The sequence below is a fragment of the Acidovorax sp. FG48 genome, assembly GCF_057809085.1.
In genome coordinates this window covers 53079-78674 of record NZ_JBMDJH010000001.1, presented here as the reverse complement: position 1 = coordinate 78674, position 25596 = coordinate 53079, and the positions used below count along the sequence as shown (strand labels likewise).

General features: G+C 66.3%; 26 protein-coding genes. 18 read left to right on the top strand and 8 right to left on the bottom strand.

Translation table 11 applies throughout. The features are described 5' to 3' along the window. The first annotated feature begins 8 nt into the window (after positions 1–8). Positions 9–923 (top strand): DUF1932 domain-containing protein, encoded by a 915-nt coding sequence (locus ACODSU_RS00375; protein ID WP_488839231.1) that lies wholly within the window; start codon positions 9–11, stop codon positions 921–923. 123 nt (positions 924–1046) lie between these two features. On the opposite strand, the gene ACODSU_RS00370 is transcribed toward ACODSU_RS00375, so the two are convergent. Continuing rightward, the gene (locus tag ACODSU_RS00370; RefSeq protein ID WP_488839229.1) at positions 1047–2012 is read right to left on the bottom strand and encodes a LysR substrate-binding domain-containing protein; all 966 of its coding nucleotides are present in this window, start codon (positions 2010–2012) and stop codon (positions 1047–1049) included. A 292-nt stretch (positions 2013–2304) separates the two neighbouring features. On the opposite strand from ACODSU_RS00370, the gene ACODSU_RS00365 reads away from it, so the two are divergent. The 8 genes from ACODSU_RS00365 (at position 2305) to ACODSU_RS00330 (ending at position 9078) form a co-directional block, all read left to right on the top strand. Beyond that, positions 2305–2964 carry a substrate-binding domain-containing protein gene (locus ACODSU_RS00365; protein ID WP_488839227.1) on the top strand — a complete coding sequence of 220 codons (660 nt, stop codon included), beginning with the start codon at positions 2305–2307 and terminating at the stop codon, positions 2962–2964. Positions 2965–2999: 35 nt separating this feature from the next. Next, positions 3000–4034, top strand: a complete 1035-nt coding sequence (locus ACODSU_RS00360; protein ID WP_488839225.1) for an amidohydrolase family protein — start codon at positions 3000–3002, stop codon at positions 4032–4034. Position 4035: 1 nt separating this feature from the next. Continuing rightward, positions 4036–4719, top strand: a complete 684-nt coding sequence (gene ligK, locus ACODSU_RS00355; protein ID WP_209816900.1) for a 4-carboxy-4-hydroxy-2-oxoadipate aldolase/oxaloacetate decarboxylase — start codon at positions 4036–4038, stop codon at positions 4717–4719. A 98-nt stretch (positions 4720–4817) separates the two neighbouring features. Continuing rightward, positions 4818–5822 (top strand): Bug family tripartite tricarboxylate transporter substrate binding protein, encoded by a 1005-nt coding sequence (locus ACODSU_RS00350; protein ID WP_488839222.1) that lies wholly within the window; start codon positions 4818–4820, stop codon positions 5820–5822. 34 nt (positions 5823–5856) lie between these two features. Continuing rightward, positions 5857–6786 (top strand): amidohydrolase family protein, encoded by a 930-nt coding sequence (locus ACODSU_RS00345; protein ID WP_488839220.1) that lies wholly within the window; start codon positions 5857–5859, stop codon positions 6784–6786. 4 nt (positions 6787–6790) lie between these two features. Beyond that, the gene (gene ligA / locus ACODSU_RS00340; protein ID WP_060986128.1) at positions 6791–7231 is read left to right on the top strand and encodes a protocatechuate 4,5-dioxygenase subunit alpha; all 441 of its coding nucleotides are present in this window, start codon (positions 6791–6793) and stop codon (positions 7229–7231) included. A 2-nt stretch (positions 7232–7233) separates the two neighbouring features. After that, the gene (locus ACODSU_RS00335; protein ID WP_015016174.1) at positions 7234–8100 is read left to right on the top strand and encodes a class III extradiol dioxygenase subunit beta; all 867 of its coding nucleotides are present in this window, start codon (positions 7234–7236) and stop codon (positions 8098–8100) included. 24 nt (positions 8101–8124) lie between these two features. Next, positions 8125–9078 carry a Gfo/Idh/MocA family oxidoreductase gene (locus ACODSU_RS00330; RefSeq protein WP_488839218.1) on the top strand — a complete coding sequence of 318 codons (954 nt, stop codon included), beginning with the start codon at positions 8125–8127 and terminating at the stop codon, positions 9076–9078. A gap of 80 nt (positions 9079–9158) precedes the next feature. On the opposite strand, the gene ACODSU_RS00325 is transcribed toward ACODSU_RS00330, so the two are convergent. The 3 genes from ACODSU_RS00325 to ACODSU_RS00315 form a co-directional block, all read right to left on the bottom strand. Next, on the bottom strand, positions 9159–9758 hold the full coding sequence (locus ACODSU_RS00325; protein WP_488839216.1) for an ATP-dependent Clp protease proteolytic subunit: 600 nt from the start codon (positions 9756–9758) through the stop codon (positions 9159–9161). 68 nt (positions 9759–9826) lie between these two features. Beyond that, a complete protein-coding gene (locus ACODSU_RS00320) occupies positions 9827–11143 on the bottom strand; it encodes a flavin-dependent oxidoreductase (RefSeq protein WP_488839214.1) in 1317 nt (438 codons plus the stop codon). A 123-nt stretch (positions 11144–11266) separates the two neighbouring features. Continuing rightward, positions 11267–11620 carry a FlxA-like family protein gene (locus tag ACODSU_RS00315; RefSeq protein WP_209816906.1) on the bottom strand — a complete coding sequence of 118 codons (354 nt, stop codon included), beginning with the start codon at positions 11618–11620 and terminating at the stop codon, positions 11267–11269. A 136-nt stretch (positions 11621–11756) separates the two neighbouring features. Here ACODSU_RS00315 and ACODSU_RS00310 point away from each other — a divergent pair, with 136 nt between their 5' ends. The 3 genes from ACODSU_RS00310 (at position 11757) to ACODSU_RS00300 (ending at position 14329) form a co-directional block, all read left to right on the top strand. Then, complete coding sequence (locus ACODSU_RS00310) at positions 11757–12575, top strand: sigma-70 family RNA polymerase sigma factor (RefSeq protein ID WP_488839212.1); 819 nt, start codon at positions 11757–11759, stop codon at positions 12573–12575. A gap of 68 nt (positions 12576–12643) precedes the next feature. Further along, positions 12644–13252: a YdeI/OmpD-associated family protein gene (locus tag ACODSU_RS00305; RefSeq protein WP_488839210.1), complete on the top strand. Its 609-nt coding sequence runs from the start codon at positions 12644–12646 to the stop codon at positions 13250–13252. A gap of 57 nt (positions 13253–13309) precedes the next feature. After that, positions 13310–14329: an aldo/keto reductase gene (locus tag ACODSU_RS00300; RefSeq protein WP_488839208.1), complete on the top strand. Its 1020-nt coding sequence runs from the start codon at positions 13310–13312 to the stop codon at positions 14327–14329. A 67-nt stretch (positions 14330–14396) separates the two neighbouring features. On the opposite strand, the gene ACODSU_RS00295 is transcribed toward ACODSU_RS00300, so the two are convergent. Together ACODSU_RS00295 and ACODSU_RS00290 are read right to left on the bottom strand one after the other, a co-directional pair. Further along, entirely contained in the window at positions 14397–15317 is a 921-nt protein-coding gene (locus tag ACODSU_RS00295; protein WP_488839206.1) for an OmpA family protein, read from the bottom strand. 122 nt (positions 15318–15439) lie between these two features. Further along, complete coding sequence (locus ACODSU_RS00290; RefSeq protein ID WP_488839204.1) at positions 15440–15817, bottom strand: DUF4398 domain-containing protein; 378 nt, start codon at positions 15815–15817, stop codon at positions 15440–15442. Positions 15818–16191: 374 nt separating this feature from the next. Here ACODSU_RS00290 and ACODSU_RS00285 point away from each other — a divergent pair, with 374 nt between their 5' ends. Then, positions 16192–17295, top strand: a complete 1104-nt coding sequence (locus tag ACODSU_RS00285) for a mechanosensitive ion channel family protein (RefSeq protein WP_422848027.1) — start codon at positions 16192–16194, stop codon at positions 17293–17295. 107 nt (positions 17296–17402) lie between these two features. Here the strand turns inward: ACODSU_RS00285 and gap are convergent, their stop codons facing one another. Together gap and tkt are read right to left on the bottom strand one after the other, a co-directional pair. Then, entirely contained in the window at positions 17403–18401 is a 999-nt protein-coding gene (gap, locus tag ACODSU_RS00280; protein WP_015016165.1) for a type I glyceraldehyde-3-phosphate dehydrogenase, read from the bottom strand. A gap of 88 nt (positions 18402–18489) precedes the next feature. Next, positions 18490–20571, bottom strand: a complete 2082-nt coding sequence (gene tkt / locus ACODSU_RS00275) for a transketolase (protein ID WP_488839202.1) — start codon at positions 20569–20571, stop codon at positions 18490–18492. Positions 20572–20694: 123 nt separating this feature from the next. Between tkt and speD the strand changes: the two genes are divergently transcribed. The 5 genes from speD to pyk all read left to right on the top strand — a co-directional run bounded on the left by speD (position 20695) and on the right by pyk (position 25595). After that, the gene (speD, locus tag ACODSU_RS00270; RefSeq protein ID WP_488839200.1) at positions 20695–21084 is read left to right on the top strand and encodes an adenosylmethionine decarboxylase; all 390 of its coding nucleotides are present in this window, start codon (positions 20695–20697) and stop codon (positions 21082–21084) included. Beyond that, complete coding sequence (locus ACODSU_RS00265) at positions 21081–21857, top strand: nucleotidyltransferase family protein (protein WP_488839198.1); 777 nt, start codon at positions 21081–21083, stop codon at positions 21855–21857. Before speD ends, ACODSU_RS00265 begins: the two co-directional genes overlap by 4 nt. Beyond that, positions 21854–23251, top strand: a complete 1398-nt coding sequence (locus tag ACODSU_RS00260) for an aminopeptidase P N-terminal domain-containing protein (protein ID WP_488839196.1) — start codon at positions 21854–21856, stop codon at positions 23249–23251. Before ACODSU_RS00265 ends, ACODSU_RS00260 begins: the two co-directional genes overlap by 4 nt. A 14-nt stretch (positions 23252–23265) precedes the next feature. Beyond that, positions 23266–24051 (top strand): CPBP family glutamic-type intramembrane protease, encoded by a 786-nt coding sequence (locus tag ACODSU_RS00255; protein WP_488839194.1) that lies wholly within the window; start codon positions 23266–23268, stop codon positions 24049–24051. Positions 24052–24158: 107 nt separating this feature from the next. Further along, positions 24159–25595 carry a pyruvate kinase gene (pyk, locus tag ACODSU_RS00250; protein ID WP_110960957.1) on the top strand — a complete coding sequence of 479 codons (1437 nt, stop codon included), beginning with the start codon at positions 24159–24161 and terminating at the stop codon, positions 25593–25595. Position 25596: the final 1 nt, after the last annotated feature.

The following is a 25596-nucleotide window of genomic DNA, read 5'->3' as shown; positions in this document are numbered from 1 at the left end:
AACATCGAATGAACATCACACACATCGGCCTCGTGGGCTACGGTGAGGTGGGCAAGATCTTCAGCGCAGGCTTGCGCGTGCAGCCCGGCGTGGCCTCCGTCGCTGCGTGGGACCTGAAGCTGGCCGACCCCGCGCACCGCGACGACCTGCAGAAGCACGCAGCGCAGGCGGGTGTGGTGGCGGTGGATGCGATGCAGGCGCTGTGCGCGCGCTGCGACTGCATCATCTCAGCCGTCACCGCGTCGAACACGCTGGCCGTGGCGCAGGAGGCGGCGCAGCACATCCGCCCCGGCACCGTGTTCCTGGACATCAACTCCGCATCGCCCGGCACCAAGCAGCAAGCGGCGGCGCTCATCGAGGCGCGGGGCGCGCACTATGTCGAGGCGGGGGTGATGACGTCCGTGCCGCCCTACGGCATCCGCGTGCCCATGCTGCTGGGCGGCGCGCAAGCTGCCGCACTGGCCGAGGTGCTGACCGGCTGGGGCATGGATGCCCAACCCGTGAGCGAGCAACTGGGCGTGACCAGCGCCATCAAGATGTGCCGCAGCATCATGATCAAGGGCCTGGAGGCCTTGGTCATCGAAAGCTACGCCACCGCCCGCCACTACGGCGTGGAAGACCATGTACTGCCCACGCTGGCCGAGACCTTCCCGTCCATCGACTGGCACGAGCAAGGCCGCTACTTCTTCAGCCGCGTGGTGCAACACGGCCAGCGCCGCGCCGAGGAAATGCGCGAGTCCGCCCACACAGTGCGCGAGGCCGGCATGGAACCCCTGATGGCCTCCGCCATCGCCGCCAAGCAGCAATGGGTGGCCGAGCTGGCACGCGAAGGCGTGTTTCAGGGCCTGCCCAAGGACGCACGCTGGCAGGACTATGCGGACCGGTTGTTGGAAAGCTTGCCATCCCCAGCTGCTGGGGACTGACGCCTCAGCCCCTTTGATTCGTCTCTGCTCCATGCAACTGGCGCGGCCGAATACCAGGGACGCCGAGCAAGGGCCGCCCCGCAGCGATGGCGTCGTCCCCCTGGGGGGAAGGCGCGCAGCGCCTCAGGGGGGAGACCTGTACAACGCCTGCAGCGTCGTCCGAATCAGCTCCGCCATCGCCTGCTGCGTCAGCGTGGCCGGGCGTTGCGAGCTGACGGCCATGAACAGCTTGCTGCGCAGGCGCGTGTTGCCGCTGGCTTCCGCATCCTCTCCATCGCTGCCCGCGCCGTGGATGGGCCGGGTGCTGAACACCTCCGATTTGCCCGACGTGGTGACTGCATTCATGGGCAGCACCGCGCAGCCCGCGCCATCGGCCACCAGGTCCAGGATGGCGGCTACGCCGTCGATCTCCAGGCTGATCTGCGGGCGCTTGCCACGCGCGGCCAGTTCCGACTCCACCAGCATCCGGATCGAGTTGGGGCGGGTGGGAATCACCAGTGGAAATCGCGGTAGCTCGTCCAGCTGCAGGGGCGTGCGGGCCAGGGCATCAGCCTCTGCCTCGCTCTGGCCGGGGGCGCGGCGCTGCACCAGAAACAGGTCTTCCTCCAGCAGCGCCGTGGTCTCGATGCCCGGCGCGGGCGTGGTGTTGTAGAGCAGCGCAATGTCGAGCAGCCCGGTGGTCAGCGATTCGCGCATGGCCACCGACAGCCCCTCGCTGATGGCCAGCGCAGCGTCCGGCATCTTCACGCGGAACGCGCGCGTCAGCGGCACCGTCAGCACCTTGGCGATGCTGGGCGGCAGGCCAATCGCCACGCGCCCGGCCAGCGCACCGCGCACGCGGCCCAGCTCTTCCCGTGCGCGCTCCACCTGGTGCAGGATGCCGCGCCCGTGCTCCAGCAGCAGCTTGCCCGCCTCGGTGGGCGTGGCGCCCCGGCCGTTGCGCACCAGCAGGTTCTGGCGCAGCTCCACCTCCAGCAGGCGCACTTGGCGGCTCAGGGCGGGCTGGGCAATGTCCAGCACCACCGAGGCGCGGGTAAAGCTGCCCAGTTCGGCCACCCGCACAAAGTATTCGATCTGCTTGAGGTCCATGGGCAAGGCTCTCTGCTATTTGCAATAGCTGTGGGTCAACGATCACGGAATGATATATCTGGTAGTGCCGGTGCCGCCTTCATGTTTGGGCCGCCGCTGCCCACAATCGGCGGCATGTATACAACTGCACGCACCGCCTGGGCCACCCGCAGCCCGGCAGGAGACAACGCATGACGCAGCCTGCCCAGACTCACGCAAACAAGAATGCATCTCAGGCCCACGCTCGGGGGCAAATTGGTTGCACAACCCCTGATTTGCGTGAGGCTTTACTGTGATCCGAGGCATTTCTTCCATGGCCACGCGCCAGGTGCTGGCCGACCTGGTGGCCGGTTTTGCACAGCAGTCGGGCACGCAGGCCGCCATCGAATCGGTGGGCGGGGTGGACGCCGCCAAGCGCGTGGCAGCCGGTGAGGCGTTCGACGTGGTCATCCTCGCATCCGACGCCATCGACAAGCTCATGGCTGCGGGCCATCTGGTGCCCGGCAGTAAGGTGGACTGGGTGCACTCTGGCGTGGCCGTGGCCGTGCCAGCGGGTGCGCCGCTGCCCGACCTGTCGAGCGAAGACGTCGTGCGCGCTGCCGTGCTGGCCGCGCCCAGCATCAGCCTGTCCACCGGCCCCAGCGGAGTGGCGCTGAGCAAACTGTTCGAGCGCTGGGGCATTGCCGAGCAGATCGCCCCGCGCATGGTGCAGGCGCCCCCCGGTGTGCCCGTGGGCTCGCTGGTGGCCAAGGGCGAAGTGGCGCTGGGCTTCCAGCAACTGAGCGAGCTGCTGCACGTGCAGGGCATCCAGATCGTGGGCCCGCTGCCACCGGCCATCCAGATCACCACCACGTTTTCCGCAGGCGTTGGCGTGCATTCGCAGCAGGCGGATGCAGCACGTGCGTTGCTGGCTTACCTGGCTTCTCCCGCTGCGGCGGACGCCAAGCAAAAGCAGGGCATGACCCCCGCCTGACCGATCACAAGAACACCTTCCAGGAGCACCCAAAAATGAGCCTCATCATCGACTGCCACGGCCACTACACCACGGCCCCCAAGGCGCTGGAAAACTGGCGCAATGCGCAGATCGCCGGCATCAAAGACCCGGCAGCCATGCCCAAAGTGGCTGATCTGAAGATCAGCGACGACGAGCTGCGCGAGTCCATCGAGACCAACCAGCTCAAGCTGATGAAAGAGCGCGGCAGCGACATCACGCTGTTCAGCCCCCGCGCCAGCTTCATGGCCCACCACATTGGCGACTTCAATGTGTCCAGCACCTGGGCGGCCATCTGCAACGAACTCTGCTACCGCGTCTCCACGCTGTTCCCCGAGCACTTCGTGCCCGTGGCCATGCTGCCGCAATCGCCCGGTGTCGATCCCGCCACCTGCATCCCCGAGCTGGAAAAGTGCGTGCACGAATACGGCGCGGTGGGCATCAACCTGAACCCCGATCCCTCGGGGGGGCACTGGACCAGCCCCCCGCTGACCGACAAGCACTGGTACCCCATCTACGAAAAGATGGTGGAGTACGACCTGCCCGCCATGATCCACGTGAGCACCAGCTGCAACGCGTGCTTCCACACCACCGGCGCGCACTACCTGAACGCTGACACCACGGCCTTCATGCAGCTCATCCAGGGCGATCTGTTCAAGGATTTCCCCACGCTCAAGTTCCTGATCCCGCACGGTGGCGGCGCAGTGCCCTACCACTGGGGCCGCTTCCGGGGCCTGGCGCAGGAGATGAAGAAGCCCCTGCTGCAAGAGCACCTGCTGAACAACGTGTTCTTTGACACCTGCGTGTACCACCAGCCCGGCATCGACCTGCTGAACACGGTGATCCCGGTGAAGAACGTGCTGTTTGCCAGCGAAATGATCGGCGCGGTGCGCGGCATCGACCCCACCACCGGCCACTACTACGACGACACCAAGCGCTACATCGAGGCGTCCACCATCCTGAGCGCCGACGACAAACACCAGATCTACGAAGCCAACACGCGCCGCGTGTTCTCCCGACTCGATTCACGCCTGAAGGAAAAGGGGCTCTGACATGTTTGAACTTGGCGTTGTCTACCGCAACATCACCCGCGCCGACCGCGCAGCGGCCGACGGCCTGGCCGCCCTCGGCTCGGCCACCGTGCACGAGGCCATGGGCCGCGTGGGCCTGCTCAAGCCCTACATGCGCCCCATCTACAGTGGCCAGCAGGTCAGCGGCACGGCCGTCACCGTGCTGCTGCAGCCCGGCGACAACTGGATGATGCATGTGGCGGCCGAGCAGATCCAGCCCGGCGACATCGTGGTGGCTGCCGTCACCTCGGAGTGCACCGACGGCTACTTTGGCGACCTGCTGGCCACCAGCTTCCAGGCACGGGGCGCGCGCGCCCTCATCATCGACGCCGGTGTGCGCGACGTGAAGACGCTGCAGGAGATGAACTTCCCCGTGTGGAGCAAGGCCATCAGCAGCAAGGGCACCATCAAGGCCACGCTGGGCTCGGTCAACATCCCTGTGGTGTGCGCTGGTGCGCTGGTCACGCCGGGCGACGTGATCGTGGCCGACGACGATGGCGTGGTGTGTGTGCCCGCCGCCCGTGCAGTCGAGACGCTGGCCGCCGCGCAAAAGCGCGAGAGCTTTGAAGGCGAGAAGCGCGCCAAGCTCGCCAGCGGCGTGCTGGGCCTCGACATGTACAACATGCGCCCCGGCCTGGAGAAGGCGGGCCTCAAGTACATCGACTGAGCGGTTTTTCAGCCTTTTGGGCTGCAAGCGCTAGTGAATAATGCGCTTGCAGCTATGCAATTTATAGCAAACAGTTTCTTCAGAAGCTTCTTCTTTCCATGCGTTGTTCCGTGCCTCCCGTTTCCCTTTCCCGCCGTGCAGGCCTGGCCCTGGGCCTGGCGGCTGCGCTGGGCTGTGTGCCCCAGCTCGCCGCGGCGCAGGCGTTTCCGTCCAAGCCCGTGCGCATCATCACGCCCTTCCCGGTGGGTGGTGGGCCGGACGGCGTGGCCCGCCTAGTGGCCGACAAGTTGTCCAAAAGCTGGGGTCAGCCCGTGGTGGTCGAGAACCGCCCCGGTGGCAATGGCTTCATCGCCATCGACGCGTTCAAGCGCGGCGCCAAGGACGGGCATGACCTGATCGTGCTCGACAACGTGCACCTGGCCGCCTACCCCAGCCTGTTCAAGAAGCTGCCTTACGACACGGCCAAGGACTTCGACACACTGCTGCCGCTGTTCAAGACCTACTTCTTCTTCACCGTGGCCGCCAACAGCAAGTACAAGGCCGTGAGCGACATCGTGGCCGACGCCAAGGCCAACCCTGGCAAGCTCAACTACGGCTCCTGGTCCATCGGCAACCCGGTGCACCTGGGCTCCGAGCTGTTTGAAAGCGCCACCGGCACGCAGATGGAGCACGTGCTCTACAAAGAGACCACGCAGCTCTACACCTCGGTCTCCACCGGCGAGCTGTCGTTTGCGCTGGGCAGTGCTGCCACCGCCGGGCCGCTGCAGCGCGCGGGCAAGCTGCGCTTTCTGGCCGTCACCGCGCCGCAGCGCCTGGCCAGCTTTCCGGACGTGCCCACCGTGGGCGAATCGGGCGGCCCCAAGGGCTTTGAGGTGACGGGCTGGAACGCCATTGCCGTGCCGCCCGGCCTGCCCGCTGCCGTGACCGACAAGATCCGCAAGGACATCGAGCAAGCCCTGTCGGGCGCCGATGTGCAGGAGAAGTTCAAGAGCTTTGGCTACGAGCCCTTCCCCACCACCCGCGCGCAGTTCACCCAGTTCGTCAAGGACGAGAGCCAGCGCTTTGGCGAGGTGATCAAGAAGGCCAACGTGTCCCTCGACTGACCCGCCCCCACCCAGCAACCAAGGACCCATGCCCATGAGCGAATTCACCAAGACCCCCGGCTGGCTGGACTGGTACGCCGGCCCCAGCAAACCCCGTTTCCAGGTGCCTGCAGGCGCGGTGGACGCGCACTGCCACGTGTTCGGCCCCGGGGCAGAGTTCCCCTACGCGCCCGAGCGCAAGTACACCCCCTGCGACGCCAGCAAGCACCAGCTGTACGCGCTGCGCGACCACCTGGGCTTTGCGCGCAACGTGGTGGTGCAGGCCACCTGCCACGGCGCGGACAACCGCGCCATGGTCGATGCGCTGGTGCACTCGGGTGGCAAGGCGCGCGGCGTCGCCACCGTGCGCCGTTCGGTGACCGACGAGGAACTGCAGGCCATGCACGACGCCGGCGTGCGCGGCGTGCGCTTCAACTTCGTCAAGCGCCTGGTGGACTTCACGCCCAAGGACGAGCTGATGGAGATTGCCGCGCGCATCGCCAAGCTCGGCTGGCACGTGGTGATCTACTTCGAGGCCGTGGACCTTCCCGAGCTGTGGGACTTCTTCACTGCGCTGCCCACCACCGTGGTGGTGGACCACATGGGCCGCCCCGATGTGAGCAAGCCGGTGGACGGACCGGAGTTTGAGCTGTTCCTGAAGTTCATGCGCCAGCACCCCAATGTGTGGAGCAAGGTGAGCTGCCCTGAGCGCCTCAGCGTCACCGGACCCAAGGCGCTGAATGGTGAGCAGAACGCGTACCAGGATGTGGTGCCCTTTGCCCGCAAGGTGGTCGCAGAGTTCCCCGACCGCGTGCTGTGGGGCACCGACTGGCCGCACCCCAACCTCAAGGACCACATGCCCGACGACGGCCTGCTGGTGGACTTCATCCCGCACATCGCCCCCACGGCGGAGCTGCAGCACAAGCTGCTGGTGGACAACCCCATGCGCCTGTACTGGCCCGAAGAAGTGACCCAGAAAGGCTGACGCCATGCCACTCGACAAACCCTACCTGGACGTGCCCGGCACGACCATCTTCGACGCGGAGCAAAGCCGCAAGGGCTACTGGCTCAACCAGTTCTGCATGAGCCTGATGAAGGCCGAGAACCGCGCACGCTTCAAGGCCAACGAACGCGCCTATCTGGACGAGTGGGCGATGACCGAAGAGCAGAAGCAGGCCGTGCTGGCACGCGACCTGAACTGGTGCATCCGCCTGGGCGGCAACATCTACTTTCTGGCCAAGATCGGGGCCACCGACGGCAAGAGCTTCCAGCAGATGGCGGGCAGCATGACCGGCATGACCGAAGAGGAATACCGCAACATGATGATCAGCGGCGGCCGCTCGGCCAATGGCAACCGCGTGATCGGCGAAGACGGCGACGCACAGGCGCACCGGCAGCCGCAAGGTGCGGCGGGCAAGAAAGGAAACTGACCATGGCCAAGATCACCGCCTCCGTGTTCACGTCGCACGTGCCTGCCATCGGCGCTGCGCTGGACCTGGGCAAGACACAAGAAGATTACTGGAAGCCGCTGTTCGCGGGCTACGACTTCTCCAAGCAGTGGATGAAGGACAACAAGCCCGACGTGATCTTCCTGGTCTACAACGACCACGCCACGGCGTTCAGCCTGGAGATGATTCCCACGTTCGCCATCGGCACGGCCGCGCAGTTCCAGCCCGCCGACGAGGGCTGGGGTCCCCGCCCCGTGCCCGTGGTGCAGGGCCACCCGGACCTGGCCGCGCACATCGCGCAGTCGGTCATCCAGCAGGACTTTGACCTCACCATCGTCAACAAGATGGATGTGGACCACGGCCTCACCGTGCCGCTGTCGCTGATGTGCGGCGAGCAAGACCCCAAGACGGGAGCCTGGCCCTGCCCGGTGATCCCGTTTGCCGTCAACGTGGTGCAGTACCCCGTGCCCAGCGGCCGCCGCTGCTACAACCTGGGCCAGGCCATCCGCAAGGCGGTGGAGAGCTACGACGAAGACCTGAACGTGCACATCTGGGGCACCGGCGGCATGAGCCACCAGCTGCAGGGCCCGCGTGCCGGCCTCATCAACAAGGAGTTCGACAACGCCTTCCTCGACAAGCTCATCAGCGATCCCGAGGCCGCCGCCAGCATCCCGCACATCGACTACGTGCGCGAGGCGGGCAGCGAAGGCATCGAGCTGGTGATGTGGCTCATCGCGCGCGGCGCCATGGCCGATGTGGCCGGTGGCAAGCCGCCGAAGGTGGCGCACCGCTTCTACCATGTGCCCGCGTCCAACACCGCCGTGGGCCACCTGATTCTTGAGAACACCTAAAAAACACGCCAAAGGACACACACCATGACCATCAAAGTCGCACTCGCAGGCGCTGGCGCCTTCGGCATCAAGCACCTGGACGGCATCAAGAACATTGACGGCGTTGAAGTCGTCTCCCTCATCAGCCGCGACCTGGCCAAGACCCAGGAAGTGGCCGACAAGTACGGCATCAAGCACGTCACCACCGACCTGGCCGACAGCCTGGCCATCAAGGAAGTGGACGCCGTGATCCTGTGCACGCCCACGCAGATGCACGCCAGCCAGACCATTGCCTGTCTGGAAGCGGGCAAGCATGTGCAGGTCGAGATCCCGCTGTGCGACGTGCTGGCCGATGGGGAGAAGGTTGTCGCCCTGCAAAAGCAGACCGGCCTGGTGGCCATGTGCGGCCACACCCGCCGCTTCAACCCCAGCCACCAGTACGTGCACCAAAAGATCACGGCCGGCGAGTTCAACATCCAGCAGATGGATGTGCAGACCTACTTCTTCCGCCGCACCAACATGAACGCGCTGGGCCAGCCCCGCAGCTGGACGGACCACCTGCTGTGGCACCACGCTGCCCATACGGTGGACCTGTTCGCCTACCAGGCGGGCAGCCCTATCGTGAAGGCCAACGCCATCCAGGGCCCCATCCACAAGGACCTGGGCATTGCCATGGACATGAGCATCCAGCTGCAGGCGGCCAACGGCGCCATCTGCACACTGTCGCTCAGCTTCAACAACGACGGCCCGCTGGGCACCTTCTTCCGCTACATCGGCGACACCGCCACCTACATCGCCCGCTACGACGACTTGGTGAACGGCAAGGAAGAGAAGATCGACGTGAGCCAGGTGGATGTGTCGATGAACGGCATCGAGCTGCAGGACCGCGAGTTCTTCGCCGCGATCAAGGAAGGCCGTGAGCCCAACGCCAGCGTGGCCCAGGTGTTGCCGTGCTACCAGGTGCTGCACAACCTGGAGCAGCAGCTCAACGCAGGCTGATTGCAAGCAAAAATGGCTGCTGGCGCTTATCCATCAGGCGCTGGCAGCTATTCATGTGATAGTTATTGGGGTGTGCGGCCTCACCCCTTCAATGCCGTCTTGTGCTCGATGACGCGCGAGACCAGGCCGTAGTCCACCGCCTCCTCGGCCGACATCCAGCGGTCCCGCTCGATGTCTTCCAGCACCACCTCCAGTGGCTTGCCTGTCTGGCGGGCAATGGTGCCCGCAATTCGCTCACGCGCTTTCACCATCTCGCGCGCCTGGATGGCGATGTCGCTGGCCGGGCCACCCGCGCCGCCGCTGGGCTGGTGGATCAGAAAGCGGGTGTTGGGCAGGCACACCCGCCGCTCACGCGGCGCTGCCAGGTACAGGTGCGTGGCAGCGCTGCCCACCCAGCCGGTGCCGATCATGTTCACCGGTGCAGAAATGAAGCGCACCAGGTCGTGGATCGTGTCGCCCGACTCCAGGTGCCCGCCGGGCGAGCTCACCAGCATGTCGATGGGCTCGGCGCTCTCTGCGTCCAGCGCAATCAGCCGCCGCGACACATCGGCGGCCACGGTGTCGGTGATGGTGCCGAAGACCAGCAGGGTGCGCGCCTTGAAGGCCTTTTCTTCCAGGTACGAGGTGCGCGGCTCGGCGCCCTGGGCGGAGGATGGGGTGTGGGTGTCTGGCGTGTCCATGGGGCCAAGTCCTTGAAAAGAGTCACAGGACTGCCTTGACGAACGAGACACGCCGGGCGTGACAGCCCTCAGCCTGCGGCTACGCGCTGACCCGGTGCAATGGTGGGCGGTGCCGCGTTCAGCGTCTCGATGGCAAACCCCGCCGCCGCCTTGTAGCGGGCCATGAAGCCCTCGCGTTCCTCGCGCGGCAGCACGTCGTCGATGTGGTCGAACACCCCGCCGCAGCGCTCGTCCACCAGCCCCAGCAGGCCAAAGGGGCCAGAACCTCGGTTGCGCAGCACCAGCGCAGAGATGTCCTTGCACAGCTTGTCGTCGTAGGCGCGCAGCGCCTGCGGGCCCACGCCATGCGCAATCAGCTGCGCGCCCAGCACGCGCGCATCCACGATGGCCTGGCTGGCCCCGTTGGAGCCCACGGGGTACATCACATGCGCCGCGTCGCCCAGCAGCGCCACGCGGCCGTCTACCCAGGTGGGCACCGGGTCGCGGTCGATCATGGGGTATTCAAAAATGTCCTTGGCACCGCGCAGCATGGCGGGCACGTCCAGCCAGCTGTAGTTCCAGCCGTCAAAGTGGTGGATGAACTCCTCCAGCGCCACGCGCCGGTTCCAGTCGCCGTGCTGCCAGCCGCCCTGGTTGTCCACCGTGATCTCGGCAATCCAGTTGATGGTGGCCAGCCCTGTGGTCGGGTCGGGTGGCGTGATGGGGTAGAACACCACGCGGTGGCGCAGCGAGCCCACGCCCACAAACGACGCGCCCGTACGCACCGGCACCCCCGGCGTGGTGCCCCGCCACATGATGGCGCCACCCCACTGGATGGGGGGCTGCGTGGGGTGCATTTGCGCCCGCACGGCCGAGTGCAGGCCGTCGGCCGCAATCAGCAGCGAGCCCGCTACTTCGCGTTGCGTGCCGTCGCGTGTTTCGACGATGGCGGTGACGCCATTCGCATCCTGCCGGTAGCCCACCACACGTTGCCCCAGCTGCACGGCGTTGTCGCCCAGGCGGGCTTTGACGGCGTGGTACAGCATCATCTGCAGCTGACCCCGGTGCACCGAATACTGCGGCCAGTGGTAGCCCGCCTCCAGGCCGCGCGGCTCGGCATACACCTCGTTCCCGTTGCGGCCCACCAGCGCCCATTCGCGCGCCTGCAGGCCAATGGTGTCCAGCACGTCGTTGCCAAACCCCAGGTCGTGCAGCTCGCGCACGGCGTTGGGCTGCAGGTTGATGCCCACGCCCAGCGGCTGCAGTTCCGGTACCGTTTCAAAGACGATGCAGGGCACGCCGATCTGGTGCAGGGTGAGGGCGGTGGCCATGCCACCAATGCCGCCACCGGCGATCAGCACGGGGTGGGCGGAAGAAGGGTGTGAAGTAGTGGGTGCGCCAGACATGCCGAGATTGTCCATGCAATGGCGGGTGGAGCTTGTCGCGGACGCCGCAGTCCCATGCGGCGCCGGGCGCATGCCGGGGGCGGTGTGCTGCAGGTTGGCAGCCTTCTCCCCAAGCCCTACTGCTCAGGCGTAGGTATCGACGTTGTTGCCCAGCCCAGCAGATGGAGTCTTTGCCGCCTGGGTCTTCTTTTGCTGCGCGGCATTGGCCGCCGCCTCTTCGGCCTTCGCCACCTGGGACAGTTGTTGCTCTTGCTGTTGCGCGCGCTGTATCGCCGTAATCTGGGCTTGCACCATCTGGATCTGCGCCTGCAGCAGCTTGGCCTTCTCTTGTTTGGCCTTGGCGTCCATATCGGAACTGACCACGCCCTTGAGTTCCTCCGTCAGTTCACGCAGCTGCTTTTGCAGCTTGGCGATGTCGCTGCTGCCGCTGGAGGAAGAAGGTTTGACGGGGGATGAGGTGGTGCTGGCAACTTGCATCCCTGGTTATCGGCAAGGCGCAGGGAAAGTTGACGGGACCGCTCGCAAAGGGGGCGATTGAACTGAATGCCGCCTACCCATCCGAGCCATGGTCTACCGATGTGCGGCTTGCCGCAGCCTGTGGCACCATGCTCCGATGCAGAACGATGAACACCTGATGGCGCTGGTGAACGCCAACCGCAGTACCCTGCTGCGCGCCGCTACGCGCCTGCTGGGTTCTGCCGAGGCCGAGGACGCCGTGCAGGACGCCTACGTGCGTGCGCTGGAGGCCCAGGCCCCGGCGCTCAATGCGGCCCAGGCGTGGCTGTTGACGGTGGTGCGCAACCTGGCCATCGACCGCCTGCGGCGGCGCCAGTGGATGGCCCAATGGCTGACCGAAGCCACGCGGACCGCGCATGGCGATGTTGCCGGTTCGGTCGTGCCCTCGGCAGAGGCCGATGCCGCGCTGGCGCAGCAAGCCACGCTCGCATTGCGGCGGCTGGCGGCGTGCGTCACGCCCATGGAGGGCGCCGCAGTGCTGCTGCATGCAGTGTTCGATGCCAGCCATGCCGAGCTGGCACAGACCACCGGCCGGACGGAAGCGGCCAGCCGCCAGCAATTGCGCCGCGCATTGCAGCGCCTGCGGCAAGCCGAAGCGCAGGCCCGCCACGGTGATGGACGCGATGAACCCAGTGACGGCGACCCGGCGGTGCTGCGCCTTTATTTGCAGTCGCTGCAATTGCGGGACCCGCAGGCGCTGTGGGCCCTGCTGCACCAGCCGCCCGTGAGTGCGATGGCGACGCAGCGCTCCGTGCAATCCGTACCACCGCGTGCCTCGCGAGCACCGGCCACGGTGGGTGGGGTGGTTCAGGTGGGCGGGCAACTGGGTTTGGTGCTCACGCTCGACGGCGTGACACTGTGCGTGTTGCCCCTGGGGCCCTGCGCCGAGCTGGCCCAAGACGTCGTGGTGGCCTAGCCGACCCACCGGCACAGCAGCAAGAGCCAGCCCGCCCGGCAGCACACAGGAAGGACGTTCGCAACACCATGGCCTCCCAGACCACCCCTACCTTCTTCGCCACCCCCCAGGCATTCCGCGAGTGGCTGGAGCGCCATGCGGCCAGCGCGCCGGAGTTGCTGGTTGGTTTTCACAAAGTGGGCTCGGGCCGCCCCAGCATGGGCTGGTCGGAGTCGGTGGACGAAGCCCTGTGCTTTGGCTGGATCGATGGCATCCGGCGGCGCATTGACGAGCACACGTATTCGATCCGCTTCACGCCGCGCAAGCCGTCGTCGATCTGGAGTGCGGTCAACATCGCCAAGGTGGAGCAGTTGCAGGCGGCAGGCCGCATGACGCCTGCGGGGCTGGCCGCTTTCGCGCACCGCAAGGCCGACAAGTCGGCCATTTACTCACACGAGCAGGCGGGGGTGGCCGAGCTGCCGGTGGCGCTGCAGCGTGCATTCCAGCGCAACAAAGCCGCGTGGCGGTACTTTCAGGAATCCACACCGCCCAGCTACCGCAAGGTGATGCTGCACTGGGTCACATCCGCCAAACGCGATGCGACCCGGGAGGCCCGGTTTGCGCAGCTGATGGCCGCCTGCGCAGCGGGTGAGCGCATTGAGTTGTGGGCGAAGCGGCCGTCCAGTACCAAGGCTTAGTCCGGCCCCAAGCCCGAGCCACCCGGTAGGTTGCCGCGCTTGCCGTAAGCTCGCGGAATGCAACAAAGAAACCTTGGACCTTTCTCCGTCTCGGCCATCGGCCTGGGCTGCATGAACCTCTCGCACGCCTATGGCGCGCCGGTGTCTGCCGAGCAGGGCGAGCGCGTGCTGCTGGCCGCGCTGGATGCGGGCGTGACGTTGTTCGACACCGCCACGCTCTATGGCTTTGGCGCCAACGAAACCTTGGTGGGCCGTGTGCTGAAGCAGCACCGCAGCCGTTTCACCCTGGCCAGCAAATGCGGCATGCAGGGCGTCGATGTGAACGGCGACGGCAAGCTGGTGCGCGTGATCGATGGCCGGCCCGCCACGCTGCGCCAGACCTGCGAAGACAGCCTGCGCCGCCTGCAGACCGATGTGATCGACCTGTACTACCTGCACCGCTGGGACAAGAAGGTGCCCATCGAAGACAGCGTGGGTGCTTTGGCCGACCTGGTGCGCGCGGGCAAGATCCGCAGCATTGGCCTGTCGGAGGTGTCTGCCGCCACCCTGCGCAAGGCCCACGCGGTGCATCCGATTGTGGCGGTGCAGACCGAGTATTCGCTCTGGACGCGCAACCCCGAGATTGCTGTGCTGGACGCCTGCCGAGAACTGGGCGCCGCGTTTGTGGCGTTCAGCCCCGTGGCGCGGGGCTTTCTGTGTGGCGATCTGCGCGATGTGAGTACGCTGGATGCCAAGGATATCCGCCGCGCCATGCCCCGTTTTGCGCCCGACGCCTATGCGGCCAACCTGGCGCTGCTCGACGGCTACCAGGCCATTGCGCGCGATGTGGGCTGCACGCCCGCCCAGCTGGCGCTGGCATGGCTACTGCACAAGGCCGAGCACATCATCCCCATCCCCGGCACCACCAGCGTGGCGCATTTGCAGGACGACTTGGGCGCCGCCAATGTGCGGCTGCATGCCGCCACCATGGCGCGGCTGGACGCGCTGATCAACGAGCGAACGGTGGTGGGTAGCCGCTACAACGCGCAGAGCGCGAGTGAAGTCGATACCGAGACGTTTGAAGACCGCGCAGCGTGAGCGGCGCGGTCTGGGGGGACATCAGCACCGCAGCTTCACTGCGGCCTGAGAGGGCGTGTGCCAGGCGTCAACGCCCGCGCAGGTTCCCCTTGTCATCTGCAATCACGATCTCCACACGGCGGTTCATGGCGCGGCCTTCGGGTGATGCGTTGTCGGCCACCGGGTGGGCCTTGCCATAGCCGCGCGCGGTGATGCGGCTGCTGTCCACCCCGCGCTGCACCAGCGCATCGCGCACGGCCTGCGCGCGGCGGTCTGACAGGTCCTGGTTGTAGCTGTCGCTACCCACGCTGTCGGTGTAGCCCTCGATCAGCAGCTTGCGGTCCGGAAACTGCTTGAGGAAGTTGGCCAGCTTGTCCAGACGTGGGGCCGCCTGGGCTGACAGCTCGGCCTTGTTGAAGGCAAACAGCACATCGCCCAAGGTCACCAGCAGGCCGCGCTCGGTTTGCTGGGCTTCCATGTCGCGCAGCTGGGCTTCGAGTGCGCGCACACGGTCTTGCGCGGCGTTGGCCTGGGCCATGGCGGCGGTGGCTTGTGCCTGCTGTTGTGCGGCGCGCTGCTCGGCGCTCATGGCCTGCTGCTGTGCCTGTTGTGCGCGCAGGCGGGCGGCATCGGCCTCCTGGGTGCGGGCTTGCAGGCGGATGCGATCCGCTTCGCTGCCGGCCTGCTTGATATTGGCATCGAGCTGGCGTGCCCGGGCCGTGTTGGTGGCGATCTCGGCACGTTGGCGGGCGATGTACGCCAAGTGGTTGGTCTCAGACGTGTCCTTGTCATCGGCCCACACGCGGTCGGCCTGGGCCAGGGCATCGGTGGCCTGCTTGAGTTCGAGCTGGGCGTACTGGTTGACGGCCGGGTCGCCTGCCGCAGTGCTCACGGCAGTGCGGGCTTCTTCGAGGGCGGGCGACGGGGTGGTACTGGCGCAGGCGGCCAGCAGGCCCAAAGCAATCAGGCTGGTGCACAGGGCGGTGGTGCGGTGAAAAAAGCGTGGCATGGTCGGGTGTTCCTTGGGTGTTGGAGTGAATTCAATCGCGGTGCCATCGGGGGCCTTGGCGCCGGTGGGCAAGAGGCGCAGCCGCCAGGCGAGGCGCACTCGGCACAGCGCAGGGCGCTGGACTAGCGGGGCGATCGGCGGTTGATTTCTTCCTGCAGTGCGCGGATGCTGTCCTGCACCTGGGCCAGGGTGGCGGCATTGCCCGCAGCGTCGGCGCGGGTCTCGGCCACGCGGGCATCCACCTCGGCCTCTGCGGCGAGGCGGCGCGCGGCCACATAGTCCTTTTCTGCCATGGCCTTCTCGGCCTGGATGAGCTTCTCGCGGGCCTGCTGCAGCTGCACGGGGGCGCTGGTGGCCACTGCCGGTGCCGCCGCCACGCGGTTGACGGTGGTGCGGGTGACCGCCATCTGTTCGGTGGGGGCTGGGGTGGACGAACAGGCGGCCAGTGCGCCCAGTGCGAGTGCCGCTGTGGCAGTGCGGATCAGTGCAGTTGATTGCATGGTGTATGGGACTCCTCTGGAGGTTATTGGAGACGCCGCACCCGTGTGTGGGGTGGGCAACCAGGGGGTTCTGGTGTTGATGCATTGTTGGGGCCCGCTCGGCGAGCGGGCGTAGGTCCTGCCTCTGTATCGCTGTCGGGCACGTCTTACGAACATTTGCACGCCGGGCGCTGACACTGTGAGTGCGACGGATATGAAGGCGCGCTGGGGAACTCTCGCTTTGCAGGGGTCTCGATCAAGGGCAACACGCGCGCTCACCGCGTTGTTCCCAGGCTGCGCCATCTGCTGCCGATGCCTTTGCGCGGGCTGTTTGCGTACACCGTACGCCCGCTTTCCACCCATCCCCCTTGCACAACGAAGAGGAGAGTTACTGCATGCCGCCATCCACGTTTTTCACCTGGGTCCAGGAGACCACTTTTGCGGGGGTGCCGCTATGGAGCCTGTGTGTAGCCCTGGCAGCGGCGGTCGCTACCTATGCCGCCATCCTTGTGGTGCTGCACCTGCTGACCCGCCGCGCCAAGGGGTGGGCCACGCAGTCACACAGCGGCATGGCACTGACCCTGGTGGACGTGCTGGAAGGCACGAGCCGCACGCTAATGCTGGTGGTGGCACTGCTGGTGGGCGCAAGCCTGCTGGACCTGCCGGGCCGCTGGGAGAGCCGTCTGAGCCAGCTGTGGTTTGTGGCCGTGGCGCTGCAGATGGGGCTGTGGGGCATGCGCGCGATTGGCATCGGCGTGCGCCGCTATGTGGAGCGGCACTCGTCCAGCGGCATGACGCAGGTCAGCGCCTCGGCCACGCTCATGTCGTGGGGGCTGCGCACGCTGCTGTGGAGTGTGGTGCTGCTGGCCATCTTGTCGAATGTGGGCGTGAACATCACGGCCTTCATCGCCAGCCTGGGGGTGGGCGGTATTGCCGTGGCGCTGGCGGTGCAGAACATCCTGGGCGACTTGTTTGCCTCGCTAGCGATTGCGGTGGACAAGCCTTTTGAGGTGGGCGACTTCATCGTGGTGGGCAACGTGTCGGGCACGGTGCAGGTGATCGGTCTCAAGACCACGCGCATCCGCAGCTTGCAGGGCGAGCAGATCGTGATGTCCAACACCGACCTGCTCAAGCAGACCATCAGCAACTTCCGCATGCTGGAGCGGCGGCGCATCGTGTTCACCTTTGGCGTGGCCTATGACACCACCCCCGAGCAGGCGGAGGCGATTCCAGGCGTGGTGCGCAAGCTCATCGAGTCGCACCCGGAGCTGCGCTTTGACCGTGCGCATTTCAAGGCGCTGGGCACCAACTCGCTGGACTACGAGGTGGTCTATATCGTCGAAGACCCGGCCTACAACCTCTACATGGACCTGCAGCAGTCCATCAACCTGGGGCTGCTGCGCGAGTTCAAGGCCATGGGGGTGGAGTTCGCATTCCCCACCCGCACGGTGCACATTGCCAGCGCACCGCCGCAGGCACCTGCTGCTGCGGTGTCCTGATTGCGCAGGCGGGTACTGCGTAGGCAAAAAAAGCCGGCAGCCTTTGCAGGCGGCCGGCTTGAACAGGGTAGTTGCCTCTAGCGCTTTTTCAACTTCTCAAAGAAAGCTTACTTGGCGACCACGCGCACCATTTCCAGGCACTTGTTCGAGTAGCCCCATTCGTTGTCGTACCAGCTCACGACCTTCACGAAGGTGCCGTCCAGCGCGATGCCGGCGTCCGCGTCAAAGATCGAAGTACGGGTGTCGCCACGGAAGTCGGTGGCCACCACCTTGTCTTCGGTGTAGCCCAGCACGCCCTTCAGCGCGCCTTCGGACTGGGCCTTCATCTCGGCCTTGATTTCTTCGTAGGTGGCGGCCTTTTCCAGCTCCACTGTCAGGTCCACCACCGACACGTCGGAGGTGGGCACGCGGAAGGACATGCCGGTCAGCTTCTTGTTGAGGGCTGGGATCACCACGCCCACGGCCTTGGCAGCGCCAGTGCTCGAAGGAATGATGTTTTCCAGAATGCCACGGCCACCGCGCCAATCCTTGTTCGACGGGCCGTCCACGGTCTTTTGCGTGGCGGTGGCGGCGTGCACGGTGGTCATGAGGCCGCGCTTGATGCCCCACTTGTCGTTCAGCACCTTGGCCACGGGGGCCAGGCAGTTGGTGGTGCACGATGCGTTGGAGATGATGGCCTGGCCCGCGTAGGTGTCGTGGTTCACGCCGAACACGAACATGGGGGTGTCGTCCTTGGAGGGGGCCGACAGCACGACCTTCTTGGCGCCTGCGTCGATGTGCTTCTGTGCCGTGACCTTGTCCAGGAACAGGCCGGTGGATTCGATCACGATGTCGGCGCCGACTTCGTTCCACTTCAGGTTGGCTGGGTCGCGTTCTTGCGTGAGGCGGATCTTCTTGCCGTTGACGATCAGTGTGTTGCCTTCCACGGCCACGGTGCCGTCGAAGCGGCCGTGCACCGAGTCGTACTGCAGCATGTAGGCCAGGTAGTCGGGCTCCAGCAGGTCGTTGATGCCCACGACTTCGATGTCGCTGAAGTTCTGGATGGCCGAGCGCAGCACGTTGCGGCCGATGCGGCCGAAGCCGTTGATACCAATCTTGATCGTCATAGGGAGCCTCTTCAAAGTTGCAAAGTCGAAATCGGGAATCTGCCGCTGCGCGCCCGCTGGCAGCGGGGCACAGCGGGCAGAAGAAGTTTTAGCGGGCCTTCTTGGCGGGCTTCAGGCGCGCAGCACCGGTGGCCACCAGCACGGCATCGGCCACGTTCTCTTCGGTGAAGCCGAAGTGCTTGAACAGCACGGGCGCGGGGGCCGATTCGCCGTAGGTGTCGATGCCCACCACGGCGGCGCAGCCGTATTTCCACCAGCCGTCGGTCACGCCCATTTCCACGGCCACGCGCGGCACGCCGGCGGGCAGCACGCTGCTCTTGTACTTGGCGTCTTCGCGGTCGAAGGTGGTGGTGCTGGGCATGGAGACCACGCGCACCGGCACCTTCTTGTCGGCCAGCAGGCGCTGGGCCTTCAGGGCCAGCTGCACTTCGGAGCCGGTGGCGATGATCACGGCCACGGGCTTCTTCTTGAGGCCCACATCGGCAGGCTCGCTCAGCACGTAGGCGCCGCGCGAGATGTCGCCCAGGTCGCGCTTGGGCGCGTACGGAAGGTTCTGGCGCGACAGGGCCAGCACGGTGGGCTTGTTGCGGTTGGACAGGGCCACGCTCCAGGCCACGGCGGTTTCGGCCGTGTCGGCAGGGCGCCACACATCGAGGTTGGGGATCAGGCGCAGGCTGGCCACATGCTCGATGGACTGGTGCGTGGGGCCGTCTTCGCCCAGGCCGATGGAGTCGTGCGTGAACACGTGGATCACGCGCTGCTTCATCAGCGCGGCCATGCGGATGGCGTTGCGGCTGTAGTCGCTGAAGGTCAGGAAGGTGCCGCCGTAGGGGATGAAGCCGCCGTGCAGTGCCACGCCGTTCATGATGGCGGCCATGCCGAACTCGCGCACGCCGTAGTTGATGTGGCGGCCACCGATCTTCTGGCCTTCAGCCACTTCGGTCTTGACCACGTTGCCCTGCATGTCGAAGCGCAGGTTGGGCGTGCTCTTGGTGTTGGTGAGGTTGGAGCCGGTCAGGTCGGCACTGCCGCCCAACAGTTCGGGCAGGGCGGCGGTGAAGGCTTCCAGCGCCAGCTGGCTGGCCTTGCGGCTGGCCACGGTTTCGCCCTTGGTGTGGGCGGCCACCACGGTGTCCACGGCCACCTGGGCAAAGTTCGCGGGCAGGTCGCCCTTCATGCGGCGGGTGAATTCGGCGGCCAGCTCGGGGAAAGCTGTGCTGTAGGCGGCAAAGCGGTCGTTCCAGGCGGCTTCGGCTTGCTGGCCGCTGGCCTTGGCGTCCCAGCCGGCGTACACGTCTTCGGGGATGGCGAAGGGCTCGGCCGTCCAGCCCAGGGCTTCGCGGGTGAGCTTGATTTCTTCTGCGCCCAGGGGCTCGCCGTGGGCCTTGGAGGTGTTGGCGCGGTTGGGGCTGCCCTTGCCGATGTGCGTCTTGCAGATGACCAGCGTGGGGCGCTCGGTCTGCTTCTTGGCTTCGGCAATCGCGTCCGCCACCTTGTCGGCGTCGTGGCCGTCGATGGGGCCGATCACGTTCCAGCCGGCGGACACAAAACGCAGGGCGGTGTTGTCGGCAAACCAGGGCGTCACCTGGCCGTCGATGGAGATGCCGTTGTCGTCGTACAGGGCGATCAGCTTGTTCAGCTTCCAGGCGCCGGCCAGCGAAATCGCTTCCTGGCTGATGCCTTCCATCAGACAGCCGTCACCCAGGAACACGTAGGTGTTGTGGTCCACCACCGCGTGGCCTTCGCGGTTGAACTCGGCGGCCAGCAGCTTCTCGGCCAGCGCAAAGCCCACGGCGTTGGTGATGCCCTGGCCCAGCGGGCCGGTGGTGGTTTCCACGCCGGGGGTGATGCCCACTTCGGGGTGGCCGGCGGTCTTGCTGTGCAGCTGGCGGAAGTTCTTCAGCTCGCTCATGGGCAGGTCGTAGCCCGTGAGGTGCAGCAGCGAATAAATCAGCATCGAACCGTGGCCGTTGCTCAGCACAAAACGGTCGCGGTCAAACCACTGGGGGTTGGTGGGGTTGTGCTTGAGGTGGCGAGCCCACAGGCCCACGGCCATGTCGGCCATGCCCATGGGGGCGCCGGGGTGGCCGGAGTTGGCTTGTTGAACGGCGTCCATGGCCAATGCGCGGATCGCATTTGCCATCTGTTGGGATTGCTGGGTGTTGGCCATGGGGGAGTGGTTCAGGGTGGGAGGTTCAGGGGAAACCCGGCATTTTACCGGCGCGGCTTTCACCCGCCTGAATCGGCCAGCCGCGCGCTGGGTGCAGGGCGTCAATGCACTACAGTGCGGGCCATGCAAGGACTGCACCTCACTGCCGATCTCCAGGGCTGCCGCTGCGCCAGTGCCTGGCTGCTGGACGCCACCGCCCTGGGTCGGGCCTGTACCGATGCGGTGCGCGCCGCCGGGCTGCAGGCTGTGGGGCAGTTGTTTCATGAGTTTCCGGCCACGGCGCATGGCCCTGGTGGGGTGACAGCTACTGTTTTGCTAGCAGAGTCCCACCTGTGTGTGCACACCTGGCCTGAGCAGCGCGCGGTGACGCTGGATGTGTATGTGTGCAACTTCGGCACCGACCATTCGGCCAAGGCGCACGCGCTGATGGACACGCTGCTGGCCTTGTTCCAGCCCACGGCCGTGGATCGCCACGCGCTGCAGCGGGGTGCGGTGAGCGGGGTGGCGGCATGAGTCCTGTTCACCACCAGGTGCCCGCCCTGCTGCTGGCCGCCGGCCGGGGCGAACGCATGCGCCCGCTGACCGACACCACGCCCAAACCCCTGCTGCAGGTGCAGGGCCAGCCGCTGCTGCAGTGGCACTTGCAGGCCTTGCTGGACGCGGGTGTCGAGAGGGCGGTGATCAACACCGCATGGCTGGGCGAACAGATCAGCGGGTATTTTTTTAGCGTTTTTACCTCCAAGCGCAGGAAGAATATGCCTGAGCAGCTATCAATTTCATACTCCCACGAAGGAGTGGACTTTGGTGGCGCCCTGGAAACTGCGGGTGGCATTGCCCGTGCGTTGCCCCAGCTCGGCCCGGTGTTCTGGCTGGCGGCGGGCGATGTGTTTGCGCCCGACTTTGTGTTCGACCGCGCGGCGGTGGCTGCCTTCGAGGCCAGTGACCATCTGGCCCACCTGTGGCTGGTGCCCAACCCCGCCCACAACCCGCGGGGCGACTTCGGCCTGTCGGCCGACGGCCTGGCGCTGAACCTGCCCTCCGACGACCCCGCACCGCGCTACACCTACAGCACCATCGCCCTGCTGCGCGCCGAGCTGTTTGCAGCGCCCTGGAGTGACATTCCGCCGGGCAATCCGGAAGGCATCAAAGCCCCGCTGGCGCCGCTGCTGCGCCGGGCGATGGACAATGGCCGCGTCAGTGCGCAGCTCTACACCGGCCGTTGGACCGATGTGGGCACGCCCGAGCGGCTGGCCGAACTCAATTTCTATTCTCACGACGCGCCATGAACACCACCGTGCCTGCCTCCGTCTATGCCCAGCGCCGTGCGCACCTGGCTGCCCAGCTGGGCCCAGGGGGCATCGCCATCATCCCCACGGCGCTGGAGCGCCCGCGCAACCGCGACAGCGACTTTCTGTTCCGCCACGACAGCTACTTCTATTACCTGACCGGCTTTACCGAGCCCGGCGCCTGCCTGGTGCTGGCCCACGATGGGCGCAGCACGCTGTTCTGCCAGCCCAAGGACCTGGAGCGCGAGATCTGGGACGGCTACCGCCTGGGCCCGGCCGCTGCGCCCGCAGCATTGGGCGTGGACGCCGCGCTTTCGATGGCGGAGCTGGACAGCAAGCTGCCGCGCCTGCTCGAAAACACGGCCTGCGTCTGGTACCCGTTTGCCACGCACAGCGGCTTGGCTGCGCGCGTCGAGGGCTGGCTCAACGTGGTGCGCGGGCGGGTGCGCTACGGCGCCATCTGCCCTGCCGAGCAGAACGACCTGTGCACCTTGCTCGACGAGATGCGCCTGTTCAAGGATGCGCATGAGCAGGACATCATGCGCCGCGCCAGCGCCATCAGTGCGCAGGCCCACATCCGCGCCATGCACCGCTCGGCCCGCATGCTGCGCGCCGGTGAGGATGTGCGCGAATACCACCTGGATGCCGAGCTGCTGCATGCGTTCCGCGACGCGGGCTCGCAGTATCCGGCCTACAGCTCCATCGTGGCCGCGGGGGCCAACGCCTGCGTGCTGCACTACCGCGCCGATGCAGCGCCTGTGCGCGACGGCGAGCTGGTGCTGATCGACGCAGGCTGCGAGCTGGACAGCTACGCCAGCGACATCACCCGCACCTTCCCGGCCAACGGCAAATTCACGGGTCCTCAGCGCGCGCTGTACGACCTGGTGCTGGCCAGCCAGGATGCGGCCGTGGCTGCCACCAAGGCAGGCGCACGTTTCAACGACCCGCACGACGCCACGGTGGCCGTGCTGGCCCAGGGCATGCTGGACCTGGGCTTGCTCGACAAGAACAAGCTGGGCACCGCACAGGACGTGATCGACCAACGTGCCTACTTCCAGTTCTACATGCACCGCACCAGCCACTGGCTGGGCATGGACGTGCACGACTGCGGCAGCTATGTGGAGCCCGGCGAGGTGGGCCAGACCAGCGAACGCAAAGACCCGCTGTCGGGCGAAACCATCACCAACCGCCCCAGCCGCATCCTGCGGCCCGGCATGGTGCTGACCATCGAGCCCGGCATCTACGTGCGCCCCGCCGAAGGGGTGCCCGAGCAGTTCCACCACATCGGCATCCGTATCGAAGACGATGCCATCGTCACCGAGACGGGTTGTGAGCTGATCACGCGCGGCGTGCCGGTGAAGGCCGACGAGATCGAAGCGCTGATGCGCGCCTGAGCGTGGGCAAAACCATGGCCGTGGACACCGCTGCCGGAGCCGATGCGGCGCATGCTCCGGCTCAGCCCGGCAAGTGGCGGCTGGGCGGCGCGCTGTGGCTGCTGGGCATGCCCGGCGTGGTGGCGGTGGTCTGGACGCTGCTTCCCACCTTGAAGGCCAACGAAGCCCTGCTGCCGCTGGCGCCAGAGGTTGTGCTGTTGCTCAGCGGGTTGCAGACGGCGGCGCTCCTGGCGCTGGCCGTGGCGCTGGGGGTGTGGCTGGCACCCCGCGTGGGTTTGCAGGCGCCTGCAGTTTCTGCCTGGCTGGCCGGCCGACCCGCAGGGCCTGCGCTGCGGGCCCAACTGCTGCCCGGCATCGTGGGCGGTGCGGCGGGCGCGGCGTGGCTGTGGGTGCTGTCCCGGCTGGCTCCCACGGCGCTCCAGCCCTCCGATCCTGCCAGTGCCATGCCGCTGGTGGTCAAGCTGCTGTACGGCGGCATTACCGAAGAGCTGATGGTGCGCTGGGGTGTGATGACCCTGCTGCTGTGGCTGGGCTGGCGCCTGTTGCAGCGTGGTCAGGGCAGACCTGGCAAGGGGCTGGTGGCTGCGGTGGTGCTATTGAGCGCTGTGTTGTTTGCCGTGGGGCACCTGCCTGCCGCGCAGGCGCTGGCCGGGGTGTTGACCGTGCCCGTGGTGGCGTTCGTCCTGGTGGGCAACACGGTTTTTGGCTTAGTCGCGGGCTGGCTCTTTGCCCGCCACGGCCTGGAAGCCGCGATCATTGCGCATGTGCTGGCGCATTGGTGGTCATCCCCGCTGCTCTGACGCGCTGAGCCCTGTTGCTGCGGAACGGGTAACTCGCATGTAACCGCTTCGTGTGAGAATTGAAACTCGATTACATCCCCAACGACCGAGAGAAAAGAGACATGTCCATGCCTACCCGCCGCGCCACCAAGATTGTTGCCACCCTGGGTCCTGCGTCGAGCGACCCGGCGCTGCTGGAGGCGATGATCCGAGCGGGGGTGAACGTGGTGCGGCTGAACTTCAGCCACGGCAAGGCGCAGGACCACATCGACCGCGCCGCCACCGTGCGCGCTGCCGCCCAGCGCGCAGGCCGCGAGGTGGCCATCATGGCCGACCTGCAGGGCCCCAAGATCCGCGTGGGCAAGTTTGCCGAGGGCAAGGTGCAGCTGGAGCCGGGGGCCAAGTTCGTGCTGGATGCCTCGCGCACCGAGCTGGGCGACATCGATGGCGTGGGGCTGGACTACAAGGAGCTGCCGCGCGACGTGAAGGCGGGCGACCTGTTGCTGCTCAACGATGGCCTGATCGTGCTCACCGTGGATGCGGTGCGCGGCGAAGAAGTGCACACCACCGTCAAGGTGGGTGGCGAGCTGTCCAACAACAAGGGCATCAACAAGAAGGGCGGCGGCCTCACGGCGCCAGCCCTTACGGCCAAGGACATGGAAGACATCCGCACGGCGATGAGCTTCCAGGCCGACTATGTGGCCGTGAGCTTCCCCAAGAACGCGACCGACATGGAAATGGCCCGCCAGCTGTGCAACGTGGCAGCCTCCGAGTTCCGCCACAAGCCCGGCCTGATCGCCAAGATCGAACGCGCCGAGGCCATCCCGCACCTGGAGGCCATCCTGCGCGTCTCTGACGGCATCATGGTGGCGCGTGGCGACCTGGCAGTGGAAGTGGGCAACGCAGCCGTGCCTGCCCTGCAAAAGAAGATGATCCGCATGGCGCGAGACCTGGACAAGGTCGTCATCACCGCCACGCAGATGATGGAAAGCATGATCACCAACCCCGTGCCCACGCGCGCCGAGGTGAGTGACGTGGCCAATGCCGTGCTGGACGGCACCGACGCCGTGATGCTGAGTGCCGAAACTGCCGCTGGCCGCTACCCGCTCGAAACCGTGGAAGAGATGGCCACCATCTGCGCTGCGGCCGAGGCGGCGGAAGACCACCAGCTGGATGCTGACTTCACCGGCCAGACCTTTGGCCGCATCGACCAGTCCATCGCCATGGGCGCGCTGTTCACCGCCCACCACCTGGGCGCCAAGGCCATCGTGGCCATGACCGACAGTGGCGCTACGGCGCTGTGGATGAGCCGGCACAGCATCCGCATCCCTATCTACGCGCTCACCCCCAAGGTGGCCACACAACGCAAGATGGCCATGTACCGCAACGTGCGTCCCTTGCTCATGGACACCAGCGCCGACCGTGACACTGCGCTGGACCAGGCCGAGCGCCACCTCAAGAGCCGCAACATCGTGCAAAAGGGCGATGTGTACGCCATCACCTGTGGCGAGCCCATGGGCGCACCCGGCGGCACGAATATGCTGAAGATCTGCGTGGCCAGCTGAC

Coding starts and splice junctions, on each gene's coding strand:
- ACODSU_RS00365 (WP_488839227.1), top strand. CDS start 2,305: ATGGCCACGCGCCAGGTGCTGGCCGACCTGGTGGCCGGTTTTGCACAG.
- ACODSU_RS00305 (WP_488839210.1), top strand. CDS start 12,644: ATGGCCTCCCAGACCACCCCTACCTTCTTCGCCACCCCCCAGGCATTC.
- ACODSU_RS00335 (WP_015016174.1), top strand. CDS start 7,234: ATGGCCAAGATCACCGCCTCCGTGTTCACGTCGCACGTGCCTGCCATC.
- ligK (WP_209816900.1), top strand. CDS start 4,036: ATGTTTGAACTTGGCGTTGTCTACCGCAACATCACCCGCGCCGACCGC.
- ACODSU_RS00360 (WP_488839225.1), top strand. CDS start 3,000: ATGAGCCTCATCATCGACTGCCACGGCCACTACACCACGGCCCCCAAG.
- ACODSU_RS00300 (WP_488839208.1), top strand. CDS start 13,310: ATGCAACAAAGAAACCTTGGACCTTTCTCCGTCTCGGCCATCGGCCTG.
- ACODSU_RS00295 (WP_488839206.1), bottom strand. CDS start 15,317: ATGCCACGCTTTTTTCACCGCACCACCGCCCTGTGCACCAGCCTGATT.
- ACODSU_RS00375 (WP_488839231.1), top strand. CDS start 9: ATGAACATCACACACATCGGCCTCGTGGGCTACGGTGAGGTGGGCAAG.
- ACODSU_RS00330 (WP_488839218.1), top strand. CDS start 8,125: ATGACCATCAAAGTCGCACTCGCAGGCGCTGGCGCCTTCGGCATCAAG.
- ACODSU_RS00265 (WP_488839198.1), top strand. CDS start 21,081: ATGAGTCCTGTTCACCACCAGGTGCCCGCCCTGCTGCTGGCCGCCGGC.
- ligA (WP_060986128.1), top strand. CDS start 6,791: ATGCCACTCGACAAACCCTACCTGGACGTGCCCGGCACGACCATCTTC.
- ACODSU_RS00285 (WP_422848027.1), top strand. CDS start 16,192: ATGCCGCCATCCACGTTTTTCACCTGGGTCCAGGAGACCACTTTTGCG.
- ACODSU_RS00370 (WP_488839229.1), bottom strand. CDS start 2,012: ATGGACCTCAAGCAGATCGAATACTTTGTGCGGGTGGCCGAACTGGGC.
- ACODSU_RS00350 (WP_488839222.1), top strand. CDS start 4,818: ATGCGTTGTTCCGTGCCTCCCGTTTCCCTTTCCCGCCGTGCAGGCCTG.
- pyk (WP_110960957.1), top strand. CDS start 24,159: ATGCCTACCCGCCGCGCCACCAAGATTGTTGCCACCCTGGGTCCTGCG.
- gap (WP_015016165.1), bottom strand. CDS start 18,401: ATGACGATCAAGATTGGTATCAACGGCTTCGGCCGCATCGGCCGCAAC.
- ACODSU_RS00290 (WP_488839204.1), bottom strand. CDS start 15,817: ATGCAATCAACTGCACTGATCCGCACTGCCACAGCGGCACTCGCACTG.
- ACODSU_RS00255 (WP_488839194.1), top strand. CDS start 23,266: ATGGCCGTGGACACCGCTGCCGGAGCCGATGCGGCGCATGCTCCGGCT.
- tkt (WP_488839202.1), bottom strand. CDS start 20,571: ATGGCCAACACCCAGCAATCCCAACAGATGGCAAATGCGATCCGCGCA.
- ACODSU_RS00320 (WP_488839214.1), bottom strand. CDS start 11,143: ATGTCTGGCGCACCCACTACTTCACACCCTTCTTCCGCCCACCCCGTG.
- speD (WP_488839200.1), top strand. CDS start 20,695: ATGCAAGGACTGCACCTCACTGCCGATCTCCAGGGCTGCCGCTGCGCC.
- ACODSU_RS00260 (WP_488839196.1), top strand. CDS start 21,854: ATGAACACCACCGTGCCTGCCTCCGTCTATGCCCAGCGCCGTGCGCAC.
- ACODSU_RS00315 (WP_209816906.1), bottom strand. CDS start 11,620: ATGCAAGTTGCCAGCACCACCTCATCCCCCGTCAAACCTTCTTCCTCC.
- ACODSU_RS00325 (WP_488839216.1), bottom strand. CDS start 9,758: ATGGACACGCCAGACACCCACACCCCATCCTCCGCCCAGGGCGCCGAG.
- ACODSU_RS00345 (WP_488839220.1), top strand. CDS start 5,857: ATGAGCGAATTCACCAAGACCCCCGGCTGGCTGGACTGGTACGCCGGC.
- ACODSU_RS00310 (WP_488839212.1), top strand. CDS start 11,757: ATGCAGAACGATGAACACCTGATGGCGCTGGTGAACGCCAACCGCAGT.